Consider the following 20,477-nt stretch of genomic DNA (forward strand, 5'->3'; position numbering starts at 1 on the left):
GTCTCCTCGATGCAGCGAAACCGGCTAACCCAGCGGCGACCAACTACCATTGTCGTTTCGGCACGCGGAGCCGCGCGCCACCGTCTCCTTGCCATCGATGGTCACGCTGTGTGTATACTGACGGCAGTTCTGCGAGCCGACCTGATAGGGCGCAGCCGCGACAACCTTGCCGCTGACGTTACGTCCGCTCCAGACAACCGGCTGCCCGACGCCGGCACCTTCCAAGGCACGATACTCGGCTTCGAGGGCGCGCTGGCGGTCGCTATCGCTGAGTTCCAAGCCGCTGCGACCGATGATGCCGCCCTGCAACGCTCCAATATAGGTAGCCGAAGGCGGAGGCTTCCGCGAGAAAAGACCGCCGGAGCCACCGCTCTTCGTCGATTGGCACCCGGAAAGCGTCATGGCGACGAGGAGCGAGGAAACAATCATGCCTTGCAGACGTAGCATCATTCAGCCGAACCAGAATCAGGTGTCAATCAACGAGCCACACGCGCACCAAGCCGTGTCGGCAATAAGGCAAAGCATGCTATACAATCGCCTAGGTCTATGTGACATCAAGCAATTGCTCACGCAACATCCTTTGTGATGCCCGGCAAAATAAGCCGAGCCTTTAAACCCCGCCACTCCCCGCGGGACAATTCCAGCCGACCCTGATACTCGTTGGAAATCTCGGTCACGATGGACAGCCCAAGCCCGGTGCCTGGTTTGCTTTCATCCAGCCGCTTGCCGCGCTTCAGCGCTTCGCGGATCTGATCCGGCTCAAGTCCCGGCCCGTCGTCCTCGACAACAAGCTCGACCCAGTGGCGACGCCCACTGCCCTCGGCACCCTTGATATCTTCGGGCGCCTCCGTAACGGACAGGCGTACCTTGGTCGCCGCGAAACGAGCGGCATTCTCGAGAAGGTTGCCGACGACCTCTTCGAGGTCCTGCTGCTCCATGGCAACCGCGAGATGGGGCGGCGTCACCGTAAGTTCGAACTCCTTGTCGACGTTCAAGCGCCGCATCACGCGCACCAGCCGTTCCAGCGCCGGCTCGGCATCGGTGCGGGCGAGCACGGATTCGCGTTGTGCGGCAATCCGGGCGCGATTCAGATACGACTGCACCTGACCCTGCATCGCCTCTGCCTGGCTGCGCACGAGATCACCGTGAGAGCGTTCCAGGACACGCGCCTCGTTGAGCAGCACGGCAATCGGCGTCTTCAGGGAGTGGGCGAGATTGCCGACCTGCATGCGTGCCCGCTCCACGATGCGGCGATTGCTGTCGATCAGGGCGTTGACCTCGTTGGCGAGCGGCAGAATTTCGCGCGGGAACGCGCCCTTCAACTGCTCGCTCTCGCCGGCGCGAATGCGTTCAAGCGCGGCGCGCGCCTTATCGAGCGGCTTGAGGCCATAGAGAATGGCCAGTGCGTTGACGATTAGACTGCCGACACCGAAGCCGGCCAGCGCCAGATAGAGGCTGTGGGAAAAATTGCGGACGTCGTCTTCGACAACATCGACGTTGCCGGTAACGCGGAAGCGCGCAGCACGGCCATCGGTATCCAGAACGACTTCGGTCTCGGCAACGTGGATACGGTTCCCCGAGGCATCGGTTACCTGGTAGTAACGCTCGTAATTCTTGTCGAAGGGCGCTTCGAGAACCGAGGGAACAGGGATCGAGATCGAGCCAAGCGACGGCGACACCAGCGGCGGAGCCGTGTAGGTGCCGAGCGGCTCGACGAGCCAATACCAGCCCGTCTTCGGCTGTGCAAAGCGCAGGTCGCCGAGCTGCGGGCTACCGCTGAGTGCCCCCTGATCGCCGATCGTCACTGAATTGACGACGTTGTAGAGCTGGGCACGCAACAGGTCCTGAAAACCGCGCTCAGCGCTCTTCCGATACAGCGTCGAGATCAGCAGGCCGATGACCACGAGCGCGACGGTCGACCAGATCGTGGTCAGCAGCAGAACGCGTGCAGTAAGCGATTTAATTCGCATTGTTCGGCGCTTGGATGCGGTAGCCGAGCCCGCGCACCGTTTCGATCAGGTCAACGCCCATCTTCTTGCGAAGGCGCCCGACGAAAACCTCGATCGTGTTGGAATCGCGGTCGAAATCCTGATCGTACATATGTTCGACCAGTTCGGTGCGCGAAACCACTTCGCCCATGTGATGCATGAGATAGGAAAGCAGCCGATACTCATGCGAGGTCAGCTTCAGCGCCACGCCGTTGACCGTGGCCTTCGAACTCTTGGTATCGAGGCGCACCGGGCCGCAGATGATCTCGGACGAAGAATGCCCCGCCGCTCGGCGGATCAAGGCGCGGATCCGTGCCAGCACTTCCTCGACATGGAAAGGTTTGGTTACATAGTCGTCGGCGCCGGCATCGATGCCGGCGACCTTGTCGCTCCATCGGTCGCGAGCCGTGAGGATCAGCACCGGCATGCCGCGACCTGCGCCGCGCCACTTCTCAAGCACCGTCACGCCGTCCAGCTCCGGCAGGCCGATATCGAGGATGATCGCATCATAGGGCTCGGTGTCGCCGAGGAAGTGCCCCTCCTCGCCGTCAAACGCCTGATCGACGACATAGCCAGCTTCCTTGAGGGTATCGCTGAGCTGCCGGTTCAGGTTAACATCGTCTTCGACTACCAGAATGCGCATCGGTCCGCTTTACTCCGCTTGATCTCTTCGGCGTCTAGATAGGCCGATTCTGCCTACATCGGAACCTTGACGGTTACCTTGCGCGGGCGCTGGCCGTTGCCCTGGACGAGAACGGTAATGATGCAGCTATCGCCCAAAGGCTGGACGGAAAGGAGCTGGCCTCCCGTTTTTTCCACAACCTCACGCGCGGCCTCGCTGCAATCGCCTGCAACGCGCACGGTCAGGGTACGCGGATTATCCGGTGAGGGCGACGTTATCGCCAGCCCGGCGGCTAGCGCTGCGACGCTCAAGGGAGAGGCCATGTGCAATGCTTTCAATGGATACTAACTTGGCCCAGACTATGTACTCAAGCGACCTGAATGGCAAATGAATGCCTTGTAATCCCTGATGCTTAGAACAATTTTGAATTCGCGCCACGCGTGTTCGAAAATGCAGCGCAGCGAACGAGAGTGCCCGCTCGCCGCACCGGCTTCAACCGACGGATTTGATAGCCGCCTTGGCGGTCACTCACCCATAGACGGCCAGCAGACCGCCAAGCGCACCGGCTATATTCACGATCTCGTCCACCAACTGGCTTTTGTCGGCCGCAGCAAGATCGATACCCGCAAAATGCAACATTGACGCGACGACCGCCGCACAGCCGGCGATGCCGCCATCAATGCTGGCCTCTGCCACCTCCTCATCCTTTCGACATGAAAAAAGGAGCTCGAAGGCGCCGTCCTGCAGTTCCAAATAGGAGCTTTGCTCCGGTGCGTTGCCACCTAGGGCCACCGTCCGCGCAGACGCGGATGCTGTCGGATGTCCCGCTCACAGGAAAAGGCCCTGCCATCCCATCCGGCCTGCGCCGCCAGCGCTACAATCTCGGGCTGATCGTCGAAAAACAGCGGGCGCTCATCGCCGGAGATCCCTAGCGCGGCGTTGATGGCCTCGAAGAAGCGGACATCCTTTTTGGGATGCCCGATCTCGGCGCTGTAGAAAATGCCGTCGAAAAGCCAGGAAAGGCCAAGGTTGTTCCACAGATATCGTGCCCGGTAATGTTCCTGGCCGGTTGCCAGATACAGCTTTATATCGCCTGCCTGGCGCAGCTCGGACACAAGCCCGATAACCGATGCATTGAGATTTGAATCTTTTTCAAACCAGTACTGCACGAAGGAGTTCACGCTGCCTGCATAGCCGACCTGCGGAAGCACTTCGGCGAGAGCTGCCTTCAAATCGCTTTGTCCAGTCACGCATGCAAACATCCGGCTCTGGAAGCGATCACCCGGCGTTCCGAAAAAGAGCTGTTGGAACGCATCGCGATCCACACCCAGATCTTCTTCGATTGTCATATCCCAAGGCTTGCGCAGTTCCGGATTAGCGTGCCATCCATCGATCAGCACGCCGTCGACATCGAAGAAGATTTTCACCGTCCGCCTGTCTTGCTGAGTCGCAACCCAAGTAACCTACGCCTATAGAGCCAACATGTAACCCACTATGGCCGATTGTGCTCGACGCTGCGACCGGCGATCAAACTCTTGAGCGACAGCTCCGGCCGAGATAACAGGCCCCGTCGGCGCCCGTTGGGGTCATCCACTTGTCACTTTCAACCTGTCGGCGAAGCTGCTACGACCTCCCTCGCCCCTGTCCCATTCGCCCCAAAGCCCGCCCATGTCTCGATCCATCGCCCTGCGCTCAGCGCAGACGGTTGCCGTCCTTGCCGTCACACAGCTGATCGGCTGGGGCACCAGCTTCGACATGCTCGGCGTCATGGGCCGCGTCGTCGCGCCCGATCTCGGATTGCCGAACGAGGTGATCTTCGCGGGGCTGAGCATCATGATGATCGTCAGCGCCCTGTCCGGGCCTACGACCGGTCGTATGCTGAACCGACATGGAGCCGCACGGGTGCTCGCCGTCGCTTCGATCACCTTCACGATCGGCCTGCTGCTGTTAGCTACCGCTCAGGGCATCATTCTCTATGTGCTTGCCTGGATTGCCATCGGCACCGGCGGTGCCTTCGGTCTTTCCGCCCCGGCCTATACCGCCGTCGTCGAGCGCGCCGGACCTGACAGCAAACGGGTGATCGCCATCCTCATGCTGTTCACCGGCCTTTCGAGTGCAATCTTCTGGCCGATCCTCAGCCTGCTCAACGCTACCGTCGGCTGGCGCATGACGTTTCTGGTCTGCGCGGCGCTACAGTTTTTCGTTTGCCTGCCACTGCATCTTTTCGCCCTGCCGAAGCCTATAGCCTTTGCTGCGGATGGCACCACCGCGCAGGAAGCGCCGGTACCGCTCTCCCCCTCGGGACAACGCAAGGCCTTCTTGCTGATTGCTGCGGCTACGACGATCTCGACCTTCGTCACCTTCGGCGTATCGCCATCGCTGCTCGAAATACTCCGGCAGTCCGGCGCCTCACCGGCGCTGGCATTGCAGCTCGGTTCGGCTCGTGGCGTGATCGGCATTTCCGCCCGCTTCGTGGATATGCTCCTCGGCCGCCACGGCAATCCGATCCTCAGCGCCGCGATGGGCGCGACCCTGATGGTATCAAGCTTCCTGATGATGCTGGTGATACCGCCCTCGACGCCGCTGCTGATCAGTTTCATCCTGCTCTATGGCGTCGGCTCCGGTGTCATGACCGTCGCCCGCGCACTGCTGCCACTCGCCCTCTTCTCGCCGCGCGAATTCGGATTGCAATCCGCCCGCCTGTCGCTGCCGCAAAACCTCGCCAACGCCATCGCGCCCGTCGTCTTCACGGCGATCCGCGATCGCGCCGGCGCCGGAACCGCGATCGCGACATGCGCCGCGCTCGCGGTCGTGTCGCTCGGCTTCGTGCTTATGCTCGCTGCACAGGTCAAGGCGGCAACCAGGCTATGCGCGCAGACTTGAGCGAGATGAACGCTGCTGCGCGTTCGGCAATGGGCGAGAAATTTGAAGTCGTCTTCCTATCTTCGGTGTAAACAGTCCGCCGTTTGATCTTGGAGGAGAAGCAACATGGACCGGTTCACTGGCGGTTGCCGCTGCGGCAACGTCCGACTTGTGGCATCTGGGCGTCCCTATCGGGTCGGCATTTGTCATTGCCTCGACTGCCGCAAGCATCACGGGGCGCTTTTTCACGCATCCGCGATCTTTCCTCAGGATGCGGTGACGGTCGAAGGCGAAACACGTGACTATGAAGGGCGGTTCTTCTGTCCCCGCTGCGGCTCCCCGGCTTTCGGACGCTCCGCAGATGAAGTCGAAGTGAACCTCGGATCGCTCGACGCTCCCAACCAGTTGAAACCAACCTACGAACTCTGGACCGTCCGCCGCGAGTCCTGGCTGCCACCCTTTCCGCTGTCGAGACACTACGAGCGCGATCGGGACGCCACCAGCCGCTTCGAAGAGTAGATCGCGAAGCCACTACTGCGAGATTGCAGCGACAACCGGCTCCATCACGGCCCGGAAGCGCAACTCGGCGACATAAAGCTTCGTCTTCGGTTCGCGGCGGCTCTGTGTCCTCAGAATGCAACAGGCTGACGAGGTGATGCGAGCCAAGATCGATCGCCGCATCCTGCAGCAGCGCATGGAGACGCACAGCCACCAGCTGCACCTGCTTTCGTCGCCCGGCGTCGATCCAGATTTCAAGAGCGAACAGATGCTCCTCACTGGCCTCCATCGAGGTCAAATAGTCGTTGCTGATGATCTCGCTGATCAGGACGCAAGGGAGCTTCCGAGCCGTCTGCAGCCGCGGATACCGTCCTCGCCGACCATGCCGAGAAGTTCGCTATCCCGGTCAGACGTGCATGATCGCCGTCAACAATTCATTGGCTTCAGAAGACGTTGACTGGACCGTCATGGGAACGCATCCGCTGGCAGGCCGCTATCACTCCAAACAGGAATTGAGGGCAGCCACGTTTGCACGGTTGAACAAGCTCCTTCCCGGCGGAACGCAGCTTCAAGTGTCGGTCGCAAAGTATCACGGCTGATCGATCACCCGCGCTGGAAAGTCAACTTCACCCCAGCGGCTGCTTTACCGCCGCATCGCTCTCGTAATCCGCCGCCGTCCGCATTTCGCGGATCGGGCGCACGAGGTCGATGGAACGCTGATAATCGGGATGCGCCTTGTAGGCGGCAAGCGCCGCCTCGTCGTCGAATTCGCCGTAGACCACCAAATCGACCTCGGTGCCGAGCTGGTCGGTCTTGATGTTGGTGCCAATCTCCAGCAGGCGGGCGTGCGGGATCGCCGTCAGGATCGACAGGCCGGCGCGCACCTTTTCCAGTTGGTCCGCAGGCGCTGTAAAGAAGACGATGTGGCGGATCACGCGGAACTCCTATGAGGATCTAGCCGAAGACCCGCGCGATAGCACGCAGGAGCCAGGCCTTCAACCGCGCAAGCGGGCCTGCCGACTGTTCGCGGCGGATGGCCGCAAGGAAGGTCTTGCCGTAGCCGGCCAGCGTCTCCGCCCGATCCGTGCCGTTGACGATGCGGCGCGCATTGACCCAGTCGTCGGTCGTCTCGTTCAGGTGGTCGGCGAGCTTGTGATTGGCAAAGGAGCCCTGCACCATGCCCTCGATCAGGATCGAAACGGCCGCCTCCATCTCCATCGCGCGGTCGGGCTCGGCCACCAGATCAATGCCGGTCAACAGGCTCATGGCCTCGTAGTTGCGCTTGTGGGTGAGCTGCACCAGCCCGCGGCCAAGCCAGCACTTGCCGTCCTCGTCCGGCCGCCAGTAGGGCGTCTTCACCCAGGAGAGCTTGCCGCCCGCATAGGCATACTCCAAGATCTCGATCGCCCGGGCATCGGTCGTCGCCAGCGTCTCGCGTACCGGCTGCATCGTATAGGCCGTCTCGTGATAGGCGGTCGCCATGATGTAGGCGAGCCAGCGCGGATCGGCCTCCGCCATCCGCGCCTCCCAAAAATCGAGAATTGCCGTCATGCCCTCCACCTGCGGCTGATTAAGCGTCCCCTTGAACAGTGCGTCGCGCACCGTGTCGAAGAAGAAGGGCCTGTCGATGTGGATAACCATGATGTCAACCTCAAAAAGTGGTACGGCGCTCTGCGCCTCAATCGATTAAAATTAATTCAATCGTTTAAAGTGTTTAAGCGCCTGATTTACACGTAGTTTAAGCCGTGCCAGTGATTAACTCACCGTTAAATCCAGCACTCGGAGGAGAGCATGCAGCAGCCGGCCAATAGCAATCAGCCGACCATTCCCCAGCATGTCGTCGACCAGCTCGAAAACGAGTGGCGTCAGGTTCGCCCGGAGCAGCAGCCGCCGCGTCCGGCACAACCGCAACCTCAACGCTAGTCCTTCAGACACCCTCACCCGGGGTTCTCGATGTCCCTCCAGCATTAGTGCCGTCAACGCCCAGACCAGCGCATCCAGCCGGTCGGGCGAACGGCCGAATGAAAGCCCGTCCGGGCCGAAGTCGCACATCTGGTCCTCGAGCGCGACAAAGCTCCCGGCATGGGCGACACGCCCCCTGCTCGTGAGTGCCGCGACCGGTTCGGCCCTGAGATATTTACCGCGCGTCGCGCGCGCGGTCGAGGCCGGCAGGCTCTCGTCGATGCTCTTCAGCATCGATGCCACCATGTCGCCACCCTGGTTGATCTCGGCCACGCCGTAGCGATTGGCCAGTGCATCGATGAAGCCAGACGCCAGATTGCTGGCATTGGCGAGCGTGCTGATCCGCGTCAGCCGCGTGCCGGCATCGGCAATCAATCCCTTCAGCAGCGGCACCGGGGCGGCGGCGGCAACGGTGCCACCCTGACCGGGAGGGCCCGTAAGGTTCCATTCGACAAGGAGCTGCCGCGTCCGATGTTCCGCCAGCTCGTCGATGCGCTCAAGAAACCGGTTCTTCGCATCTTCAAGTCCCATCGCAGCATCGTTCTCTTCCGCGGCCAGCTCGCGATCGCGCGCGATCTGTCGCTGCAACTGATCGGCTTTCTTCAGCGTGCGCACGATCAGCGATATGGCATCTGTCCCAGCCTTCAGGTCGGCCCGCGCGAGCTTTGCCGTGTCACGTCACAAAGGATTATTTTCCTATTTTGTGAAGATTTTCCGACACCCGCTGCTGCTTGAGTTTTTCTGATTGGTCCGCGCCCATCAGCATGTGCTAATTTTATCGCCATGAACCAGGAAGAGCTCATTTCCTTTGCGCTCAGCCTGCCGGAGGCGGTCGAGAGCGCGCACCACGGCACGCGCGATTTTCGCGTGCGCAGCAAGATATTCCTAACGATGCCGGATCAGGACTACTGCGTCGTCCGCCTGACACCCGACCAGCAGCACATGACGCTGGCGGTGGCGCCTCATGATACGGCCGCGGTGCCGGGCGGTTGGGGACTGCGCGGCTCGACCCGGCTCTTCTACGGCAAGGCGACCGACGAACTGGTGCAGGATCTCGTGCGCAAGGCATGGCAGAACGCCGCGCCAAAAACGCTGCAAAGACAGTTTGTTATCATCCCGTCCGGCTAGTTCGATCTAGCGATAACCGGTGGCGTCGGCGGTCTTGCCCGCGTCCATCACCTCGTCCATGTAGCGCCAGCAATCCGGCCGCGAGCCGTCCACGTCGTCGAAGCCGTAGACCTTGGCGAGCCCGCCGCTCGACAGCGACTGGCCGTTCCAGCGGGCGCGCCCGGGATCGGCGGCGAGTGCGGCGACCGCCCGGCCGGTGAAGCGCGGCGTCTCGGAGATGACGAAGTGCGGCTGCACCGCCGTCGCATCGCGCCAGTTCTCCTCCCGCACGCTGTAGTTATCGAGCATCATTTCCGAGCGCATCCAGCCAGGTGTCAGCGCAACGGCGGTCGCGCCATGCGGCGCAAGATCCTTTGCATGCGCCCAGGTCATGCGGATGACGCCCGTCTTGACGAGGTCATAGTAGGGGCAAAGGCGGTAGTGGGTGGCGTTGTACTCGGCGGTGCCATCGGTCAGTTCGACGAGCAGCCCGCCGGGACGCTCGATCATCAGCGCCAGCGCATAATGCGCGGTGATCAGGTGGGTATCAATCGCCAGCCGTAGCATGTGCAGCCCCTTCTCCAGCGAATGCTCCCAGACCGGCTTGTTCCATTCCGTCAGATGCTCGCCGCCCCAGATATCGTTGACCAGGATGTCGAGCCGGCCTTGCTCGCGGCGGATCCGGCCGACCAACGCCTCGACCTCGCCAGGCACCGTATGATCGACACGAACGGCGATCCCCTCGCCGCCAGCTGCCGTGACCATCTCGGCGGTCTCCTCGATCGTCTCAGGGCGGCCGTATTCCGATTGCTCCGCCCGCGTCGTGCGGCCGGTAACGTAGACCGTGGCGCCGGCAGCGCCGAGCTCCACCGCAATGCCGCGACCGGCGCCGCGTGTGCCGCCGGCAACAAGGGCAATCTTTCCCGAAAGGGCTGCTGTCATTAGCTTCTCCTCCATGCTGGAACCGGCCTGGGTCGGTTCTGATTGCTCCACTTGAATATAAACGAACGTTCGTTCATATTCATTGCGAACGCAAGAGGAAATTTCATGCCGCGCCCCCGCACGCTTTCGGACGAACAGCTTCTCGACATGGTGCTGGGGCTCATCCATGCGGAAGGCCCGGATGCGGCAAGCTTCGGCGCGGTGGCGAAGATCAGCGGTCTTTCAGGCTCGACGCTCGTGCAGCGGTTCGGCACCAAGGCGGCGATGCTGCGGGCCTGCCTGCTGCGCGCTTGGGACCGGCTGGACATGGAAACGGCCCGGCTGATCCGGTCCGTTCCGACGACGCCCGCGGGCGCCATTGACCTGCTCGCTGGCCTTTCGAAGGACTACGGCTGCGATGCCGCCTCCTATGCGGAGGGCCTGCTGCTGTTGAGGGAGGATCTGCGCGATCCGGCCTTGCGCGCTCGTGGGGCTGCCTGGGGCAAGACACTGGCCGCAGCGCTCGACCGGTGCCTTCACGTCCAAGGCAGAACGCCCCTCGGGCGGCTGATGCTCTCGCAGTGGCAGGGCTGCCTGCTCTGGTGGGGTTTCGAGCCGCAGGGCTCGATCGAAGACTATGTGCGGGGCGAGCTCACGCAGTTTCTTAGGTCAGTCGCCTAGGCCGACACTACTTGGCCGTCTCCGGCTCTTGCGCCTGCGCCTCGTCGCCGACCGTCAGCGGCCAATCCACCACGTAATCCTCGAAGTCGTCGACATCGACTTCGGTCTCGTTGATCGTCCGGCCGCGCGCCGAAATGCCAGCCGCATGCACCGTCTCGGGATCGCCTGACACCAGCGGATGCCACCAGTAGAGGTCGCGCCCCTCGTTGATCAGCCGGTAGCCGCAGGTCGGCGGCAGCCAGGCGATCTCGTCGACGTTTTCCTTGGTGAGCTGGACGCAGTCGGGCACAAAATCCCGGCGATTCTCGTAGGAGGAACAGCGACAGCTCTCATCGTCGAGCAGCTTGCAGCGGATCGACGTGAAGTAGATGTCGCCGCTATCCCACTCCTCGAGCTTGTTGAGACAACAGAGGCCGCAGCCGTCGCATACGCTCTCCCATTCCGTCGTCGTCATCTCGGCGAGCGTCTTCGTCTTCCAGAAGGGTGTTTGTTCCATCATTCCGTTCTTGCAACAGCTCCGCGCAAAATCGCGTGAGAGCTTCCATTTCTCTTGTCCTTGTCAGGCAAATCAACCAATGATTCACCAAGCTCCGGTTACTCCGGGGCACTGTCGGCAGATTTACCATAGTCCGGCGTCAGGTTCGTCCGGCGTCGAACTGATCGGGCGGGAATATAAGACGTGACGGATCCGGACAATCCAGAAAAACGGCCGCGCAAGCAACGCCACCTGCTGCTGAAGATCGACTCGTGGATCGATTCGACCATCTGGAACGCCGGTTTTCGCTCGGCCGAAATCTGGGAAGACATCACCATCTTCTTTCGCCGCTTCCGCGTCCGCGGTTGGAAGCGCATCGTCTTCGAATTTGGCGGCGAAGGCCTGACGCTCGGCGTCGTCGGCGCCGTCCTGATGCTGACCCTTGCCCAGCCTGCCTTCGAGGCTACCAAGGAAGATTGGCGCAATCGCGGCGACTACGCCGTCACATTCCTTGATCGCTACGGCAACGTCATCGGCCATCGCGGCGTCATCCACCAGAATTCCGTGCCGATCGATGAACTGCCTGACGCCCTGATCAAATCGGTGCTGGCAACCGAGGACCGGCGTTTCTTCGACCACTTCGGCATCGACGTCATCGGCCTCTTCCGCGCGGTGGTCACCAACGCCCAGGCCGGCGAAGTCGTCCAGGGCGGCTCGACGCTGACGCAGCAGCTCGCCAAGAACCTGTTCCTCTCCAACGAACGCTCGATCGACCGAAAGATTACGGAAGCCTTCCTGGCCTTGTGGCTCGAAGCCAACCTCTCCAAGAAGGAAATTCTCTCCACCTACCTCGACCGTGCTTATATGGGCGGCGGCACCTTTGGTGCTGCTGCAGCGGCACAGTTCTATTTCGGCAAGAGCATCACCGACGTCAATCTGGCCGAGTCTGCCATGCTGGCCGGCCTGTTCAAGGCGCCGGCGAAGTATGCGCCGCACGTCAACCTGCCGGCGGCGCGCGGTCGCGCCAATGAGGTGCTGACCAATCTCGTGCAGAGCGGCCTGATGACCGAGGGACAGGTGATCGCCGCCCGGCGCAATCCGGCCACGGTTGTCGACCGCAACCAGGTGGGATCGCCCGATTTCTTCCTCGATTGGGCCTTTGATGAGGTGATGCGGCTGTCACCGCGCTTCCATCAGCATTCGCTCGTCGTCCGGACCACGATCGACATGGGGCTGCAGAGTGCCGCCGAAGATTCCGTCGAAACGTCGCTACGCGAATATGGCGAAAGCTATCACGCCAAGCAAGGCGCGATGGTCGTGATCGAAAACGGCGGTGCGGTGCGGGCAATGGTCGGTGGCAGGGACTACGGTGAAAGCCAGTTCAACCGCGCCACGAGGGCGCTGCGCCAGCCTGGCTCGTCCTTCAAGGTCTACACTTATTCGGTGGCGATGGAGAACGGCATGACACCCGACACCATCGTCGTCGATGCGCCGATCTACTGGGGCAACTGGAGCCCGCATAACTACGCCAACAAATATGCCGGCCGTGTCACCATCGCGACCGCCATTGCCCAGTCGATCAACACCATCCCGGTGCGGCTTGCCAAGGAGAAGCTCGGCATCCAGCCGATCCGCGCCATGGCGAAGAATCTCGGCGTCGAATCACCGGTGCGCGACGACGTGACGATCCCGATCGGCACCTCTGAAGTGACCGTGCTCGACCAGGCAACCGCCTATGCCGTCTTCCCAGCGGGCGGCTACCAGTCGCGCCGTCACGGTATCACGCAGGTCCTCGATTACGGCGGCGACGTCCTCTACGACTTCGACCGTGACGAGCCGCCCGCCAAACGGGTGCTCTCCGAGAAGGCCGATACCTACATGAACCAGATGCTGTCGCGCGTTCCCTATGTCGGCACTGCGCGCAAGGCAGCCCTCGACAACAACATCCTGACGGCCGGCAAGACGGGCACGACGCAAGCCTATCGCGACGCCTGGTTCATCGGCTACACCGGCAACTACACTGCCGCCGTCTGGTTCGGCAACGACGACTACACCTCGACCAACAAGATGACCGGCGGCTCGCTGCCGGCCATGACCTTCAAGCGCGCCATGGACTACGCCCACCAGGGCATCACGCTCCGCCAGATCCCCGGCACGCAGCCGCTGCCGCCCGACAAGACGGTGAAGACCGTTACCGCCAAGCCGGAGGAAGGCAGCCCGCCTCCCCTCGTTCGCCCGCGGATGCTCTCGGTCGAGTCCACACGCATTCTCAAGGACCTTGGACAGGCGCTGAAGGCAGCCCCGCCACTTGCCGCGCAGAAGGTGGCAAGCGCCGACTAGGACCGTCAAGTGGCATCAACTTAGTCGCTACCCGGACGACCCCGGACGACAACTTTGCGCCCGCGGCCTAGGGTGGCCTCGGCACTATCGTGAAAGTCCCACGTAGTAAGCTCCGATCACTCGGGCGGCGCGACAACGCCTTTCAATCTGGCGGTGAAAGTAAAGATGTGCGATATTCGCGTCTAGGACGGCTGCCAACATTAAGGCAGACGCCAGAGCGAGCATTTTATCGCTAGCCATTGACGCTTCGATGGCGGGTACGCCTCTCGTCACCCTATGGCGAGTAATCAAAGCTACATTCACATAACTCAGCATATCCCGCTGTGGCGGCGCCGTGCCGCGCAGTTTCGCAAACTCAGATCGTCGCAGACATGAGGTGGGTACCCTTATGCTGTGAGAAGACAATCGCGATTAGTTCGAGTGAACGGAGGGTATCAATCATGAGTAGTACGAGAAGCCTTTGCTTTGGTCTGCTGGCTTCCGCCTGCGCGACCACACTGGGTGCACCGGCCGTCGCGCAGCAGCCTCAGTCAAAACCCAACATCCTTGTCATCATGGGTGACGATGTTGGTTGGTTCAACATCGGTGCCTATCACCGGGGCATCATGTCCGGGAAGACGCCGAACCTCGACAGGCTGGCGTCCGAGGGCATGATGTTCACCGACTACTATGCGGAGGCGAGTTGCACAGCAGGCCGGGCGAGCTTCATCACCGGAGAGATTCCGTTGCGCACCGGTCTGACGACCGTCGGTCAGGCGGGCGCCGATGTCGGCATGCCTGATAAGGCGGCAACCCTGGCCGCCGTGTTGAAGGCAGAGGGATACGCCACTGGCCAGTTCGGCAAGAACCATCTTGGCGATTTGAACAAGTATCTGCCGACCCTGCATGGCTTCGATGAATTCTTTGGCTACCTCTATCACCTCGATGCGATGTCAGACCCCTATTGGTATTCGTTCCCGAATGACCAATCGTACCGAGATAAGTTTGGTCCGCGCAATTTGGTCCACAGCTTTGCAACGGACACGGACGACACAAGCGAGCAGCCCCGTTGGGGCAAGGTCGGCAAGCAGCGGATCGTGGACGAGGGGCCGCTCGCACCGTATCCCGACATGTCCAACGTACCGAACATGCACGACGTCACACCCAAGGCCAAGTACGACATGGGCACGTTCGACGAAGTGCTGGTCAAGGCCTCGTGCGACTTCATGGACAAAGCCAAGACCGACGGGAAACCGTTTTTCGTCTGGCACAATACGACGCGCATGCACGTCTGGACTTTTCTGTCGCCCAAATACCAAGCCCTCATGAACAGCGACACCAACTATGGCCTTGAGGAAGCGGGCGTGGCGCAGCTTGATGACAGCGTTGGTGCTCTCATGAAATGCGTCGAAGATGCAGGCGAAACCGACAACACCATCGTCATTTTCACGACCGACAATGGGGCGGAAGTGTTTACGTGGCCCGACGGTGGCATGACGCCATTCAAGGGCACCAAGGGCACAGTGATGGAGGGAGGCTTCCGCGCACCGGCCATCATCCGCTGGTCGGGCAAGGTCAAGCCGGGAACGGTCGAGAACGGCATTTTCTCGGCTCTTGATTGGTTCCCGACGCTTGCAGCGGCGGCTGGCAATCCAGACATCACCGACCAGTTGCTCAAGGGCGCAAAGGTTGGCGACAAGACCTACAAGAACCATCTTGATGGCTACAATCAGTTGGACTTGCTGCTGGGCAAATCACCATCCGCACGGCATGAATTTTTCTACTTCGGCGGCCCTTCTTTGGGGGCAGTCCGCATCGATAACTTCAAGTTCCAGTTCTTCCAACAGCCGCAGGGCTGGCCCGGCGGAAAGGTAACGACGGACATGCCCACGATGGTCAATATCCGTCAGGATCCATTCGAGCGGACGCCATCGATTGGCCAGGAAAGCCTCAATGATCTCGGTGGAGGCTACATGAACGACTTCTTTGCGCGCGAGTTCTGGCGGTTCGTCAGCGTTCAGCAGGAGGTCGGGAAGCTGGCCCTCACGGCGATTGACTATCCGCCGATGCAGGATCCGGCCTCCTTCAACCTGGACGCCGTGAAGAGGCAGATCGAGGCAGCGATCAAAAACAAGCCGGGCAATTAGTCGAGCCCGCTCAAGACGACGGGTAGCCCGAATCGGGCTACCGTCTGTGTTGGAGAAGCTTAAAACGATGGACGCGTTCGCTTCTGTCACGAGCGGAAGACCGGGGCTGTGCTAATCCACCCGCGCAGGACCGGCCGGCGCCCGTATTCCGGCGAAGGTGCTTCACAGCGGTCAGCGCCATGACAGGCGATGAGCCAAGCAGCAGCCACGCGCAATGAGCTGGGCTGCGTATTCTTCGAGTATCATCGGTATAAGGATGACGAGGACGTGGTAGTTCTGATCGAAGGCTTTCGCGATGCCGAGACACACGCATCCCATCGACGCACGCCGCACATGATCACTATGCAGGCCGACGTTCGGCGGCTCCCCGCAAAGCTGAGTATTATCGAGACTCGCTCGAATGAAGTCGTACGTTATGATCTAGACTTCGTTGCAAATCCGCCGGGACCTTATCGTCCTTAGTCACGAGGGTGGCGAGAAATACCAGGAAGCAAACCATAGCCTGCACCGAATAGGAGGATAGGATGAGCGATCACGTTTATAAAAAGGTGGAACTCATTGGGAGTTCGAAGGTGTCGGTCACCGAGGCGATCGAGACCGCCATCGCGCGAGCCTCGAAGACGATGCGAAATCTCGAATGGTTCGAAGTCGATCAAATCCGAGGTCATATCAAGAATGGCGCAGTAGCGCACTATCAGGTCGTGATGAAGGTCGGATTTCGAATCGACGACTCGCCATGAAAAGCTGGAGACGGTCAGTTCCAACTCTTTCGGTGAGCCACCGACATACAAACCGGTAGAAGATCGATACACGCCCAAGTTTGGGGCTGGCATGCGCGCGACGATCCTGGCGATCTTCGCGCTGCGCTGCCGGTTGCCAGAAGCTCTGGCTGGACTCTGAAATGACTGGTTCAGGTGGTCTAATCTTGAAGTGGAGGTAATCTGTTTGCCATGCAGCGCAACGTTGATATCACGTACAATTACGAAAAACTGATGGACGTTGAATGACGATGTTCAACCGATTGATCATTTACGCAAGCAACGTGGAGGTAACGGCTCGATTCTACGAAAGATTTTTTGGCTTTAAGGCAAACAGGGAGCCCGGTGATCGCATTGTGGAGCTAGTTTCGCCCAATGGAGGCGGAATAATCATGCTCCATCCTGCTGCAAGGGGTCAGCGACGCGGCCAATCTATTGTTAAGTTGGTTTTCGACATTGAGGACGTAGAAGCGTTCTGCCTGCAATGCGCACGAGACGGCCTAACCTTTGGCCCGATCCACATCGCTGAGGGTTTATAAGTTTGCCAATGCTAAGGACCCTTGCGAAAACTCGATCTCGATATCCAGCCGAGCTTTCAGGGATAAGGGAACGAGCTAGACTACCTCGCAAAGCAAAAATGACCGCTTTGAGCCGCCGAAAACGGCCGGAATGTCCGCAAGCGGTTATGTTCTTATCTCGGAGCTAAGTCATGGTCGTAACTTGGCCCCACGGCGGATGAATTCAGACACTCGGAAGGCGCTTGTCGCAGAAATCTGCGGAGAGATTCTGTTGCCCGTTCCGGCCGGTATATGCTACCCGTAATCGCCTGCACCATTCCGCCCAACTAGAATCAGTGGTAACCCTTTCAACTGATTTGTTTCTCAAGGGCGCATAGTGTTTCGGTTTCCTCTCTTCATCGCGATGACTCTGATTATCGCCTTTGGCGGCGGGATCATGATTTCGCTCTACGCGCTCAATGCGACGGCCGGCTTCGGCGCGATCAAGCTCGGCGCCTGGGAAGCCTTCCCCGAACTGCAAACGGAAAGTGCCGACCCTTATGCGAAATCGCACAGGGCGCGGGCCGGACGCCTGCTCTACGGAAACGCCGAAGGCCTGATGTTCACCGCCAAGGTCGATGATGCGGGCGACCGGCTGAATGCCACCTGCAACTATCGCATCACGGGACAGACGCCGCCTGCCCGCATCTGGACGCTGTTTACCGCGGACAACAGCGGCAACCCGGCCTCGCTGCGGCCGGGGCTTCCCGGCGCGATGAATTCCTGGACGGTACTGCGGCGGGTCGACAGCAGCTTCTCGATCGACATTTCCGCGCAGGCGCGGCCGGGAAACTGGCTGGCGCTGCCGGCGGCCGGCACCTTCCAGCTCGTCCTGACCCTGTTCGATACCCCGACGGCAGGCAGCTCCGGCGTTATCGACCTTGCGATGCCGAAGCTGCAGAAAACCGGATGCGGGAATGCTTAGGATCCTCTTTGCCATCCTTGCGGGACTTTTCGGGGCGGCGCTGCTGCATCTCGTGATCATCCTGTCGTTGCCGCACTTTACCGGCAGGGATGCCGCGACGCGTGTCGCGTCCGAGGGCGATCTTGACAAGTTCTACCTGCTTGGGGCCACCGATGACGCGGCAGGGCTTTCCAACGACGATCCTTTTGTTCGCACCGCGGTCTGCGCGTTCGACATCGAGGAAAATCCGGTCCGCCTGACTGCAAAGGGCAATGTGCCGTTCTGGTCGACCGCGCTCTACGACGAGGCCTCGAACGAAGTCTTCAGCATGAATGACAGGACGTCGGTCGGCGGTGCGCTGGATATTCTGATTGGAACGCCGATCCAGCTGACGGAACTTCGCAAGGCTTTGCCGCCGGATCTGCAGAAGACCATTCTCGTGGAAAGCACGCGGTCGCAGGGCTATGCGGTGCTGAGGACATTGGCGCCCCAGGCGAGCTTTGACGCGGCCGCACGAAACTTCCTCGCGGAGGCCGGCTGCGACGAGTATGCCGGCTCCTCGAATTGAACCACTCTATCTATTTCTTGGCTCGCGAAACGCGATGTCCCGATGAACGCTTCGCGCTTTCCGTCAGGCGCTCGTAACGCACGCCGGTGAAAAGCAGGATCTGCGCTTCGACTGGTTTTTTGCCTTTGCGGCGTCGCGTCTGAGACAGACGGTCCGCCAAAGCGACGACTATTGCCATTCTCGTCTCCATGCACGGCCCGAGACGGATGAACTGCGCAATCTCACCCTGCCCGCCTGTGCGAGCCAGCGCGTCCTTTAGAGCCTGATACCGGGCTCCGAGGCATCCGCGCCTTTCTCACGGCACCTGTTCGAAATACCGTGATGTGAAACCGGACGACCGAAGCACTCGACCGCCGTGTTCATATCCGAATTGAGACATATGACGGTTAACAGATCGTTAATTTCATGCGTGAACATTAGCTTCTTCTACGACACCCTATAAACGCGCGGCATCGTCTTTTGGTTTCAAACGTCTCACAAGAAGATTCAGTCCACAACGTCGCAATGATATTAGCATTAATTCATATACTTAATGGAGGTTGTGTCGGCGAGGCCAATCATACCCCGATGCGATCGATTCCTGTCACAAAAATATCAATTGCGGTCTTTAGTAATACCGGTATGGTTGTATAATTGGCTAGGGTTAGAGGTCGGCCGGCTGACGCCGTTCCGTTCACCGCGGACAAGGGAGGGGCTGAAATGTCTTTGTTTATCGGTTCGACATTCTCCCCCGAGGACCTTGATGTGCTTCGCCATGCGCTCGATGCCTGGTGTGCGGAAAAGCGGATCGACATCAAGAGCCCCAAGGCGCAACTGGCAGCTTCCGCGGCCCTCGACCTCTACCAATGTGGAAACAATAACGCCGAAAGGCTTTTGGCGGCATTGCGCGAACACAAGGGGCTTTAGTCTCGGACGCAATTCCGCGGTCGTCGGGCGGTGGGTCCTTTCGGCACAAACCGAATAAAGTCTTTAGCAAGCATTAACCCTGCCCATGTAGGATTTGTTCATAACCTAAGTGGGGTAGGGGCGTCCCTCCGCGTCCAGTCCCGCGGCATCCCTTTTTTTGCGTTTCCAGGGTGTGTTCTTGTGCGTGACCGGTTCCGAGACCTAGAGGCCCCATCCGCCAGCCGGAAGAAGGACGTGGTTCTCATGGCGACTGTCAGCAGCTTCGAGGGATTGCAACCGCCGACCCGCTCCGAGCTGCGCCAATTCGCCGAACTCTTCACGCCGCTGTTCCAGGCATCCTCCGATGAAGCGCGGCGGCAGGCTGTCGCTGCCCTTTCCCAATGCGCACAGATTCCGGCGGCGGTGGCGCTCTTCGTCGGATGCCAGCCGATCGACATTGCGGCACCCTTCCTCACCTCTTCGCCGGCGATCGACGATGAAACCCTGGTCACGATCGCGCGCACACAGGGTAGCGCGCACATGAAGGCGATCGTCAGCCGGAATGCCCTCTCGCCGCGGGTCATCGACGCTCTGGTCGGGCTGCGCCAGGCCGAGCAGCGGCTGGCGGCGCCGGTCGACGTCGAGGCGCCCAATACGGTGTCGCCAGAACCACCGGCTTCCACTTCCCTCGAGGAGGTCGAAGCTGCCGCACGCCGCACCAACGAAGAGGAAATGCGCAACAGGATCCGGGAACTGGCGCGGCATGTCAGCTGTCCGGAAGCCGATCGCCTTGGGCTGCGCAACCTGTCGCCGATCCAGGCCGCCCTTCTCGTTCGCTTCGCCCGCAACCGCGAGGCCGCACTCTTTGCGAAGGCACTTGCCGACGGGCTTTCCGCAAGCCGCTGGCTTGCCGAGCGGATCATGCTCGATATCTCCGGGCAGCAGCTGGCAACCACTCTGATCAGTGTAGGCATGGATTTCCTCGACGCCGTCTTCGTGCTCGAAAAGCTCTATCCTCACCTCGCGGAACCGCAGCACGGCGTTACGCGCGCATGGATGGTCCTGGACGGGCTCGATCCGGAAGAGTGCAATGCCCGCGTCGAAGCCTGGCGCCGCGCGGACAATTACACCTATCTGCCCGAGGAAACCGAGACAGTTCACTCTGCCCACGAGGTGCCGCCCGCGCGAGACCGGCGCATCATCGGCCGCACGCGCTGATCCTG

Annotated in this window: 25 protein-coding genes and 2 pseudogenes; 14 read left to right on the top strand and 13 right to left on the bottom strand. The window is 60.6% G+C overall.

The annotated features are described in order from the left end of the window. Positions 1–24: 24 nt before the first annotated feature. The 6 genes from FHX09_RS12025 to FHX09_RS12050 all read right to left on the bottom strand — a co-directional run bounded on the left by FHX09_RS12025 (position 25) and on the right by FHX09_RS12050 (position 4,037). Positions 25–450, bottom strand: a complete 426-nt coding sequence (locus FHX09_RS12025; protein WP_132592047.1) for a hypothetical protein — start codon at positions 448–450, stop codon at positions 25–27. Between the two features lie 116 nt (positions 451–566). Continuing rightward, the gene (locus FHX09_RS12030; RefSeq protein ID WP_132592049.1) at positions 567–1,970 is read right to left on the bottom strand and encodes a HAMP domain-containing sensor histidine kinase; all 1,404 of its coding nucleotides are present in this window, start codon (positions 1,968–1,970) and stop codon (positions 567–569) included. Further along, positions 1,960–2,631, bottom strand: a complete 672-nt coding sequence (locus tag FHX09_RS12035) for a response regulator transcription factor (RefSeq protein WP_018860060.1) — start codon at positions 2,629–2,631, stop codon at positions 1,960–1,962. The genes FHX09_RS12030 and FHX09_RS12035 overlap by 11 nt, the downstream gene beginning before the upstream one ends. A gap of 53 nt (positions 2,632–2,684) precedes the next feature. Beyond that, on the bottom strand, positions 2,685–2,933 hold the full coding sequence (locus FHX09_RS12040) for a hypothetical protein (RefSeq protein WP_007801209.1): 249 nt from the start codon (positions 2,931–2,933) through the stop codon (positions 2,685–2,687). Between the two features lie 205 nt (positions 2,934–3,138). Next, complete coding sequence (locus FHX09_RS12045; protein ID WP_132592050.1) at positions 3,139–3,363, bottom strand: hypothetical protein; 225 nt, start codon at positions 3,361–3,363, stop codon at positions 3,139–3,141. 29 nt (positions 3,364–3,392) lie between these two features. Further along, entirely contained in the window at positions 3,393–4,037 is a 645-nt protein-coding gene (locus FHX09_RS12050; RefSeq protein WP_184450025.1) for an HAD family hydrolase, read from the bottom strand. 241 nt (positions 4,038–4,278) lie between these two features. Between FHX09_RS12050 and FHX09_RS12055 the strand changes: the two genes are divergently transcribed. Further along, positions 4,279–5,493: an MFS transporter gene (locus FHX09_RS12055; protein WP_132592054.1), complete on the top strand. Its 1,215-nt coding sequence runs from the start codon at positions 4,279–4,281 to the stop codon at positions 5,491–5,493. A gap of 105 nt (positions 5,494–5,598) precedes the next feature. Then, on the top strand, positions 5,599–5,991 hold the full coding sequence (locus tag FHX09_RS12060; RefSeq protein WP_007801203.1) for a GFA family protein: 393 nt from the start codon (positions 5,599–5,601) through the stop codon (positions 5,989–5,991). A 12-nt stretch (positions 5,992–6,003) separates the two neighbouring features. Here FHX09_RS12060 and FHX09_RS30320 read toward each other — a convergent pair whose 3' ends face one another. Next, positions 6,004–6,138, bottom strand: a complete 135-nt coding sequence (locus FHX09_RS30320; protein WP_281040978.1) for a hypothetical protein — start codon at positions 6,136–6,138, stop codon at positions 6,004–6,006. 248 nt (positions 6,139–6,386) lie between these two features. Here FHX09_RS30320 and FHX09_RS12070 point away from each other — a divergent pair, with 248 nt between their 5' ends. Then, positions 6,387–6,569: a hypothetical protein gene (locus FHX09_RS12070; RefSeq protein WP_245505505.1), complete on the top strand. Its 183-nt coding sequence runs from the start codon at positions 6,387–6,389 to the stop codon at positions 6,567–6,569. A gap of 27 nt (positions 6,570–6,596) precedes the next feature. On the opposite strand, the gene FHX09_RS12075 is transcribed toward FHX09_RS12070, so the two are convergent. The 3 genes and pseudogenes from FHX09_RS12075 to FHX09_RS12085 all read right to left on the bottom strand — a co-directional run. After that, complete coding sequence (locus FHX09_RS12075) at positions 6,597–6,905, bottom strand: Dabb family protein (protein WP_007801197.1); 309 nt, start codon at positions 6,903–6,905, stop codon at positions 6,597–6,599. 19 nt (positions 6,906–6,924) lie between these two features. Beyond that, positions 6,925–7,611 (bottom strand): hypothetical protein, encoded by a 687-nt coding sequence (locus FHX09_RS12080; protein ID WP_132592056.1) that lies wholly within the window; start codon positions 7,609–7,611, stop codon positions 6,925–6,927. Positions 7,612–7,905: 294 nt separating this feature from the next. Further along, positions 7,906–8,205 (bottom strand): annotated as a pseudogene (locus FHX09_RS12085) (DNA-packaging protein); the annotation flags it as partial. Positions 8,206–8,715: 510 nt separating this feature from the next. Here FHX09_RS12085 and FHX09_RS12090 point away from each other — a divergent pair. Next, complete coding sequence (locus FHX09_RS12090) at positions 8,716–9,060, top strand: MmcQ/YjbR family DNA-binding protein (protein ID WP_007801191.1); 345 nt, start codon at positions 8,716–8,718, stop codon at positions 9,058–9,060. 6 nt (positions 9,061–9,066) lie between these two features. Here FHX09_RS12090 and FHX09_RS12095 read toward each other — a convergent pair whose 3' ends face one another. After that, positions 9,067–9,981: an SDR family oxidoreductase gene (locus tag FHX09_RS12095; protein WP_007801189.1), complete on the bottom strand. Its 915-nt coding sequence runs from the start codon at positions 9,979–9,981 to the stop codon at positions 9,067–9,069. A gap of 105 nt (positions 9,982–10,086) precedes the next feature. Here FHX09_RS12095 and FHX09_RS12100 point away from each other — a divergent pair, with 105 nt between their 5' ends. After that, positions 10,087–10,641, top strand: a complete 555-nt coding sequence (locus tag FHX09_RS12100; protein WP_184450026.1) for a TetR family transcriptional regulator — start codon at positions 10,087–10,089, stop codon at positions 10,639–10,641. 7 nt (positions 10,642–10,648) lie between these two features. On the opposite strand, the gene FHX09_RS12105 is transcribed toward FHX09_RS12100, so the two are convergent. After that, positions 10,649–11,137 carry a YcgN family cysteine cluster protein gene (locus tag FHX09_RS12105; protein WP_165933141.1) on the bottom strand — a complete coding sequence of 163 codons (489 nt, stop codon included), beginning with the start codon at positions 11,135–11,137 and terminating at the stop codon, positions 10,649–10,651. 183 nt (positions 11,138–11,320) lie between these two features. Here FHX09_RS12105 and FHX09_RS12110 point away from each other — a divergent pair, with 183 nt between their 5' ends. From FHX09_RS12110 to FHX09_RS12140, 7 genes and pseudogenes are all read left to right on the top strand, one after another. Beyond that, positions 11,321–13,456, top strand: coding sequence for a transglycosylase domain-containing protein (locus FHX09_RS12110; protein WP_007801179.1), 2,136 nt, complete (start codon positions 11,321–11,323; stop codon positions 13,454–13,456). A 440-nt stretch (positions 13,457–13,896) separates the two neighbouring features. After that, on the top strand, positions 13,897–15,582 hold the full coding sequence (locus tag FHX09_RS12115; protein WP_132592064.1) for an arylsulfatase: 1,686 nt from the start codon (positions 13,897–13,899) through the stop codon (positions 15,580–15,582). A 189-nt stretch (positions 15,583–15,771) separates the two neighbouring features. Next, a complete protein-coding gene (locus tag FHX09_RS12120) occupies positions 15,772–16,044 on the top strand; it encodes an antibiotic biosynthesis monooxygenase (RefSeq protein ID WP_132592066.1) in 273 nt (90 codons plus the stop codon). 62 nt (positions 16,045–16,106) lie between these two features. Then, a complete protein-coding gene (locus FHX09_RS12125) occupies positions 16,107–16,322 on the top strand; it encodes a dodecin (protein WP_132592068.1) in 216 nt (71 codons plus the stop codon). 269 nt (positions 16,323–16,591) lie between these two features. After that, positions 16,592–16,958: pseudogene (locus FHX09_RS12130) on the top strand (VOC family protein). A 276-nt stretch (positions 16,959–17,234) separates the two neighbouring features. Continuing rightward, complete coding sequence (locus FHX09_RS12135; protein ID WP_132592070.1) at positions 17,235–17,822, top strand: DUF1214 domain-containing protein; 588 nt, start codon at positions 17,235–17,237, stop codon at positions 17,820–17,822. Next, positions 17,815–18,369: a hypothetical protein gene (locus tag FHX09_RS12140; RefSeq protein ID WP_007801174.1), complete on the top strand. Its 555-nt coding sequence runs from the start codon at positions 17,815–17,817 to the stop codon at positions 18,367–18,369. The genes FHX09_RS12135 and FHX09_RS12140 overlap by 8 nt, the downstream gene beginning before the upstream one ends. Positions 18,370–18,379: 10 nt before the next feature. Here FHX09_RS12140 and FHX09_RS12145 read toward each other — a convergent pair whose 3' ends face one another. Next, complete coding sequence (locus tag FHX09_RS12145) at positions 18,380–18,547, bottom strand: hypothetical protein (protein WP_007801173.1); 168 nt, start codon at positions 18,545–18,547, stop codon at positions 18,380–18,382. Between the two features lie 521 nt (positions 18,548–19,068). On the opposite strand from FHX09_RS12145, the gene FHX09_RS12150 reads away from it, so the two are divergent. Both FHX09_RS12150 and FHX09_RS12155 read left to right on the top strand, forming a co-directional pair. After that, positions 19,069–19,275, top strand: coding sequence for a hypothetical protein (locus FHX09_RS12150; protein ID WP_132592072.1), 207 nt, complete (start codon positions 19,069–19,071; stop codon positions 19,273–19,275). A gap of 180 nt (positions 19,276–19,455) precedes the next feature. Beyond that, complete coding sequence (locus FHX09_RS12155) at positions 19,456–20,472, top strand: DUF2336 domain-containing protein (protein WP_183721336.1); 1,017 nt, start codon at positions 19,456–19,458, stop codon at positions 20,470–20,472. Positions 20,473–20,477: the final 5 nt, after the last annotated feature.

The organism is Rhizobium sp. BK538, from assembly GCF_014197575.1.
Classification (GTDB): domain Bacteria; phylum Pseudomonadota; class Alphaproteobacteria; order Rhizobiales; family Rhizobiaceae; genus Rhizobium.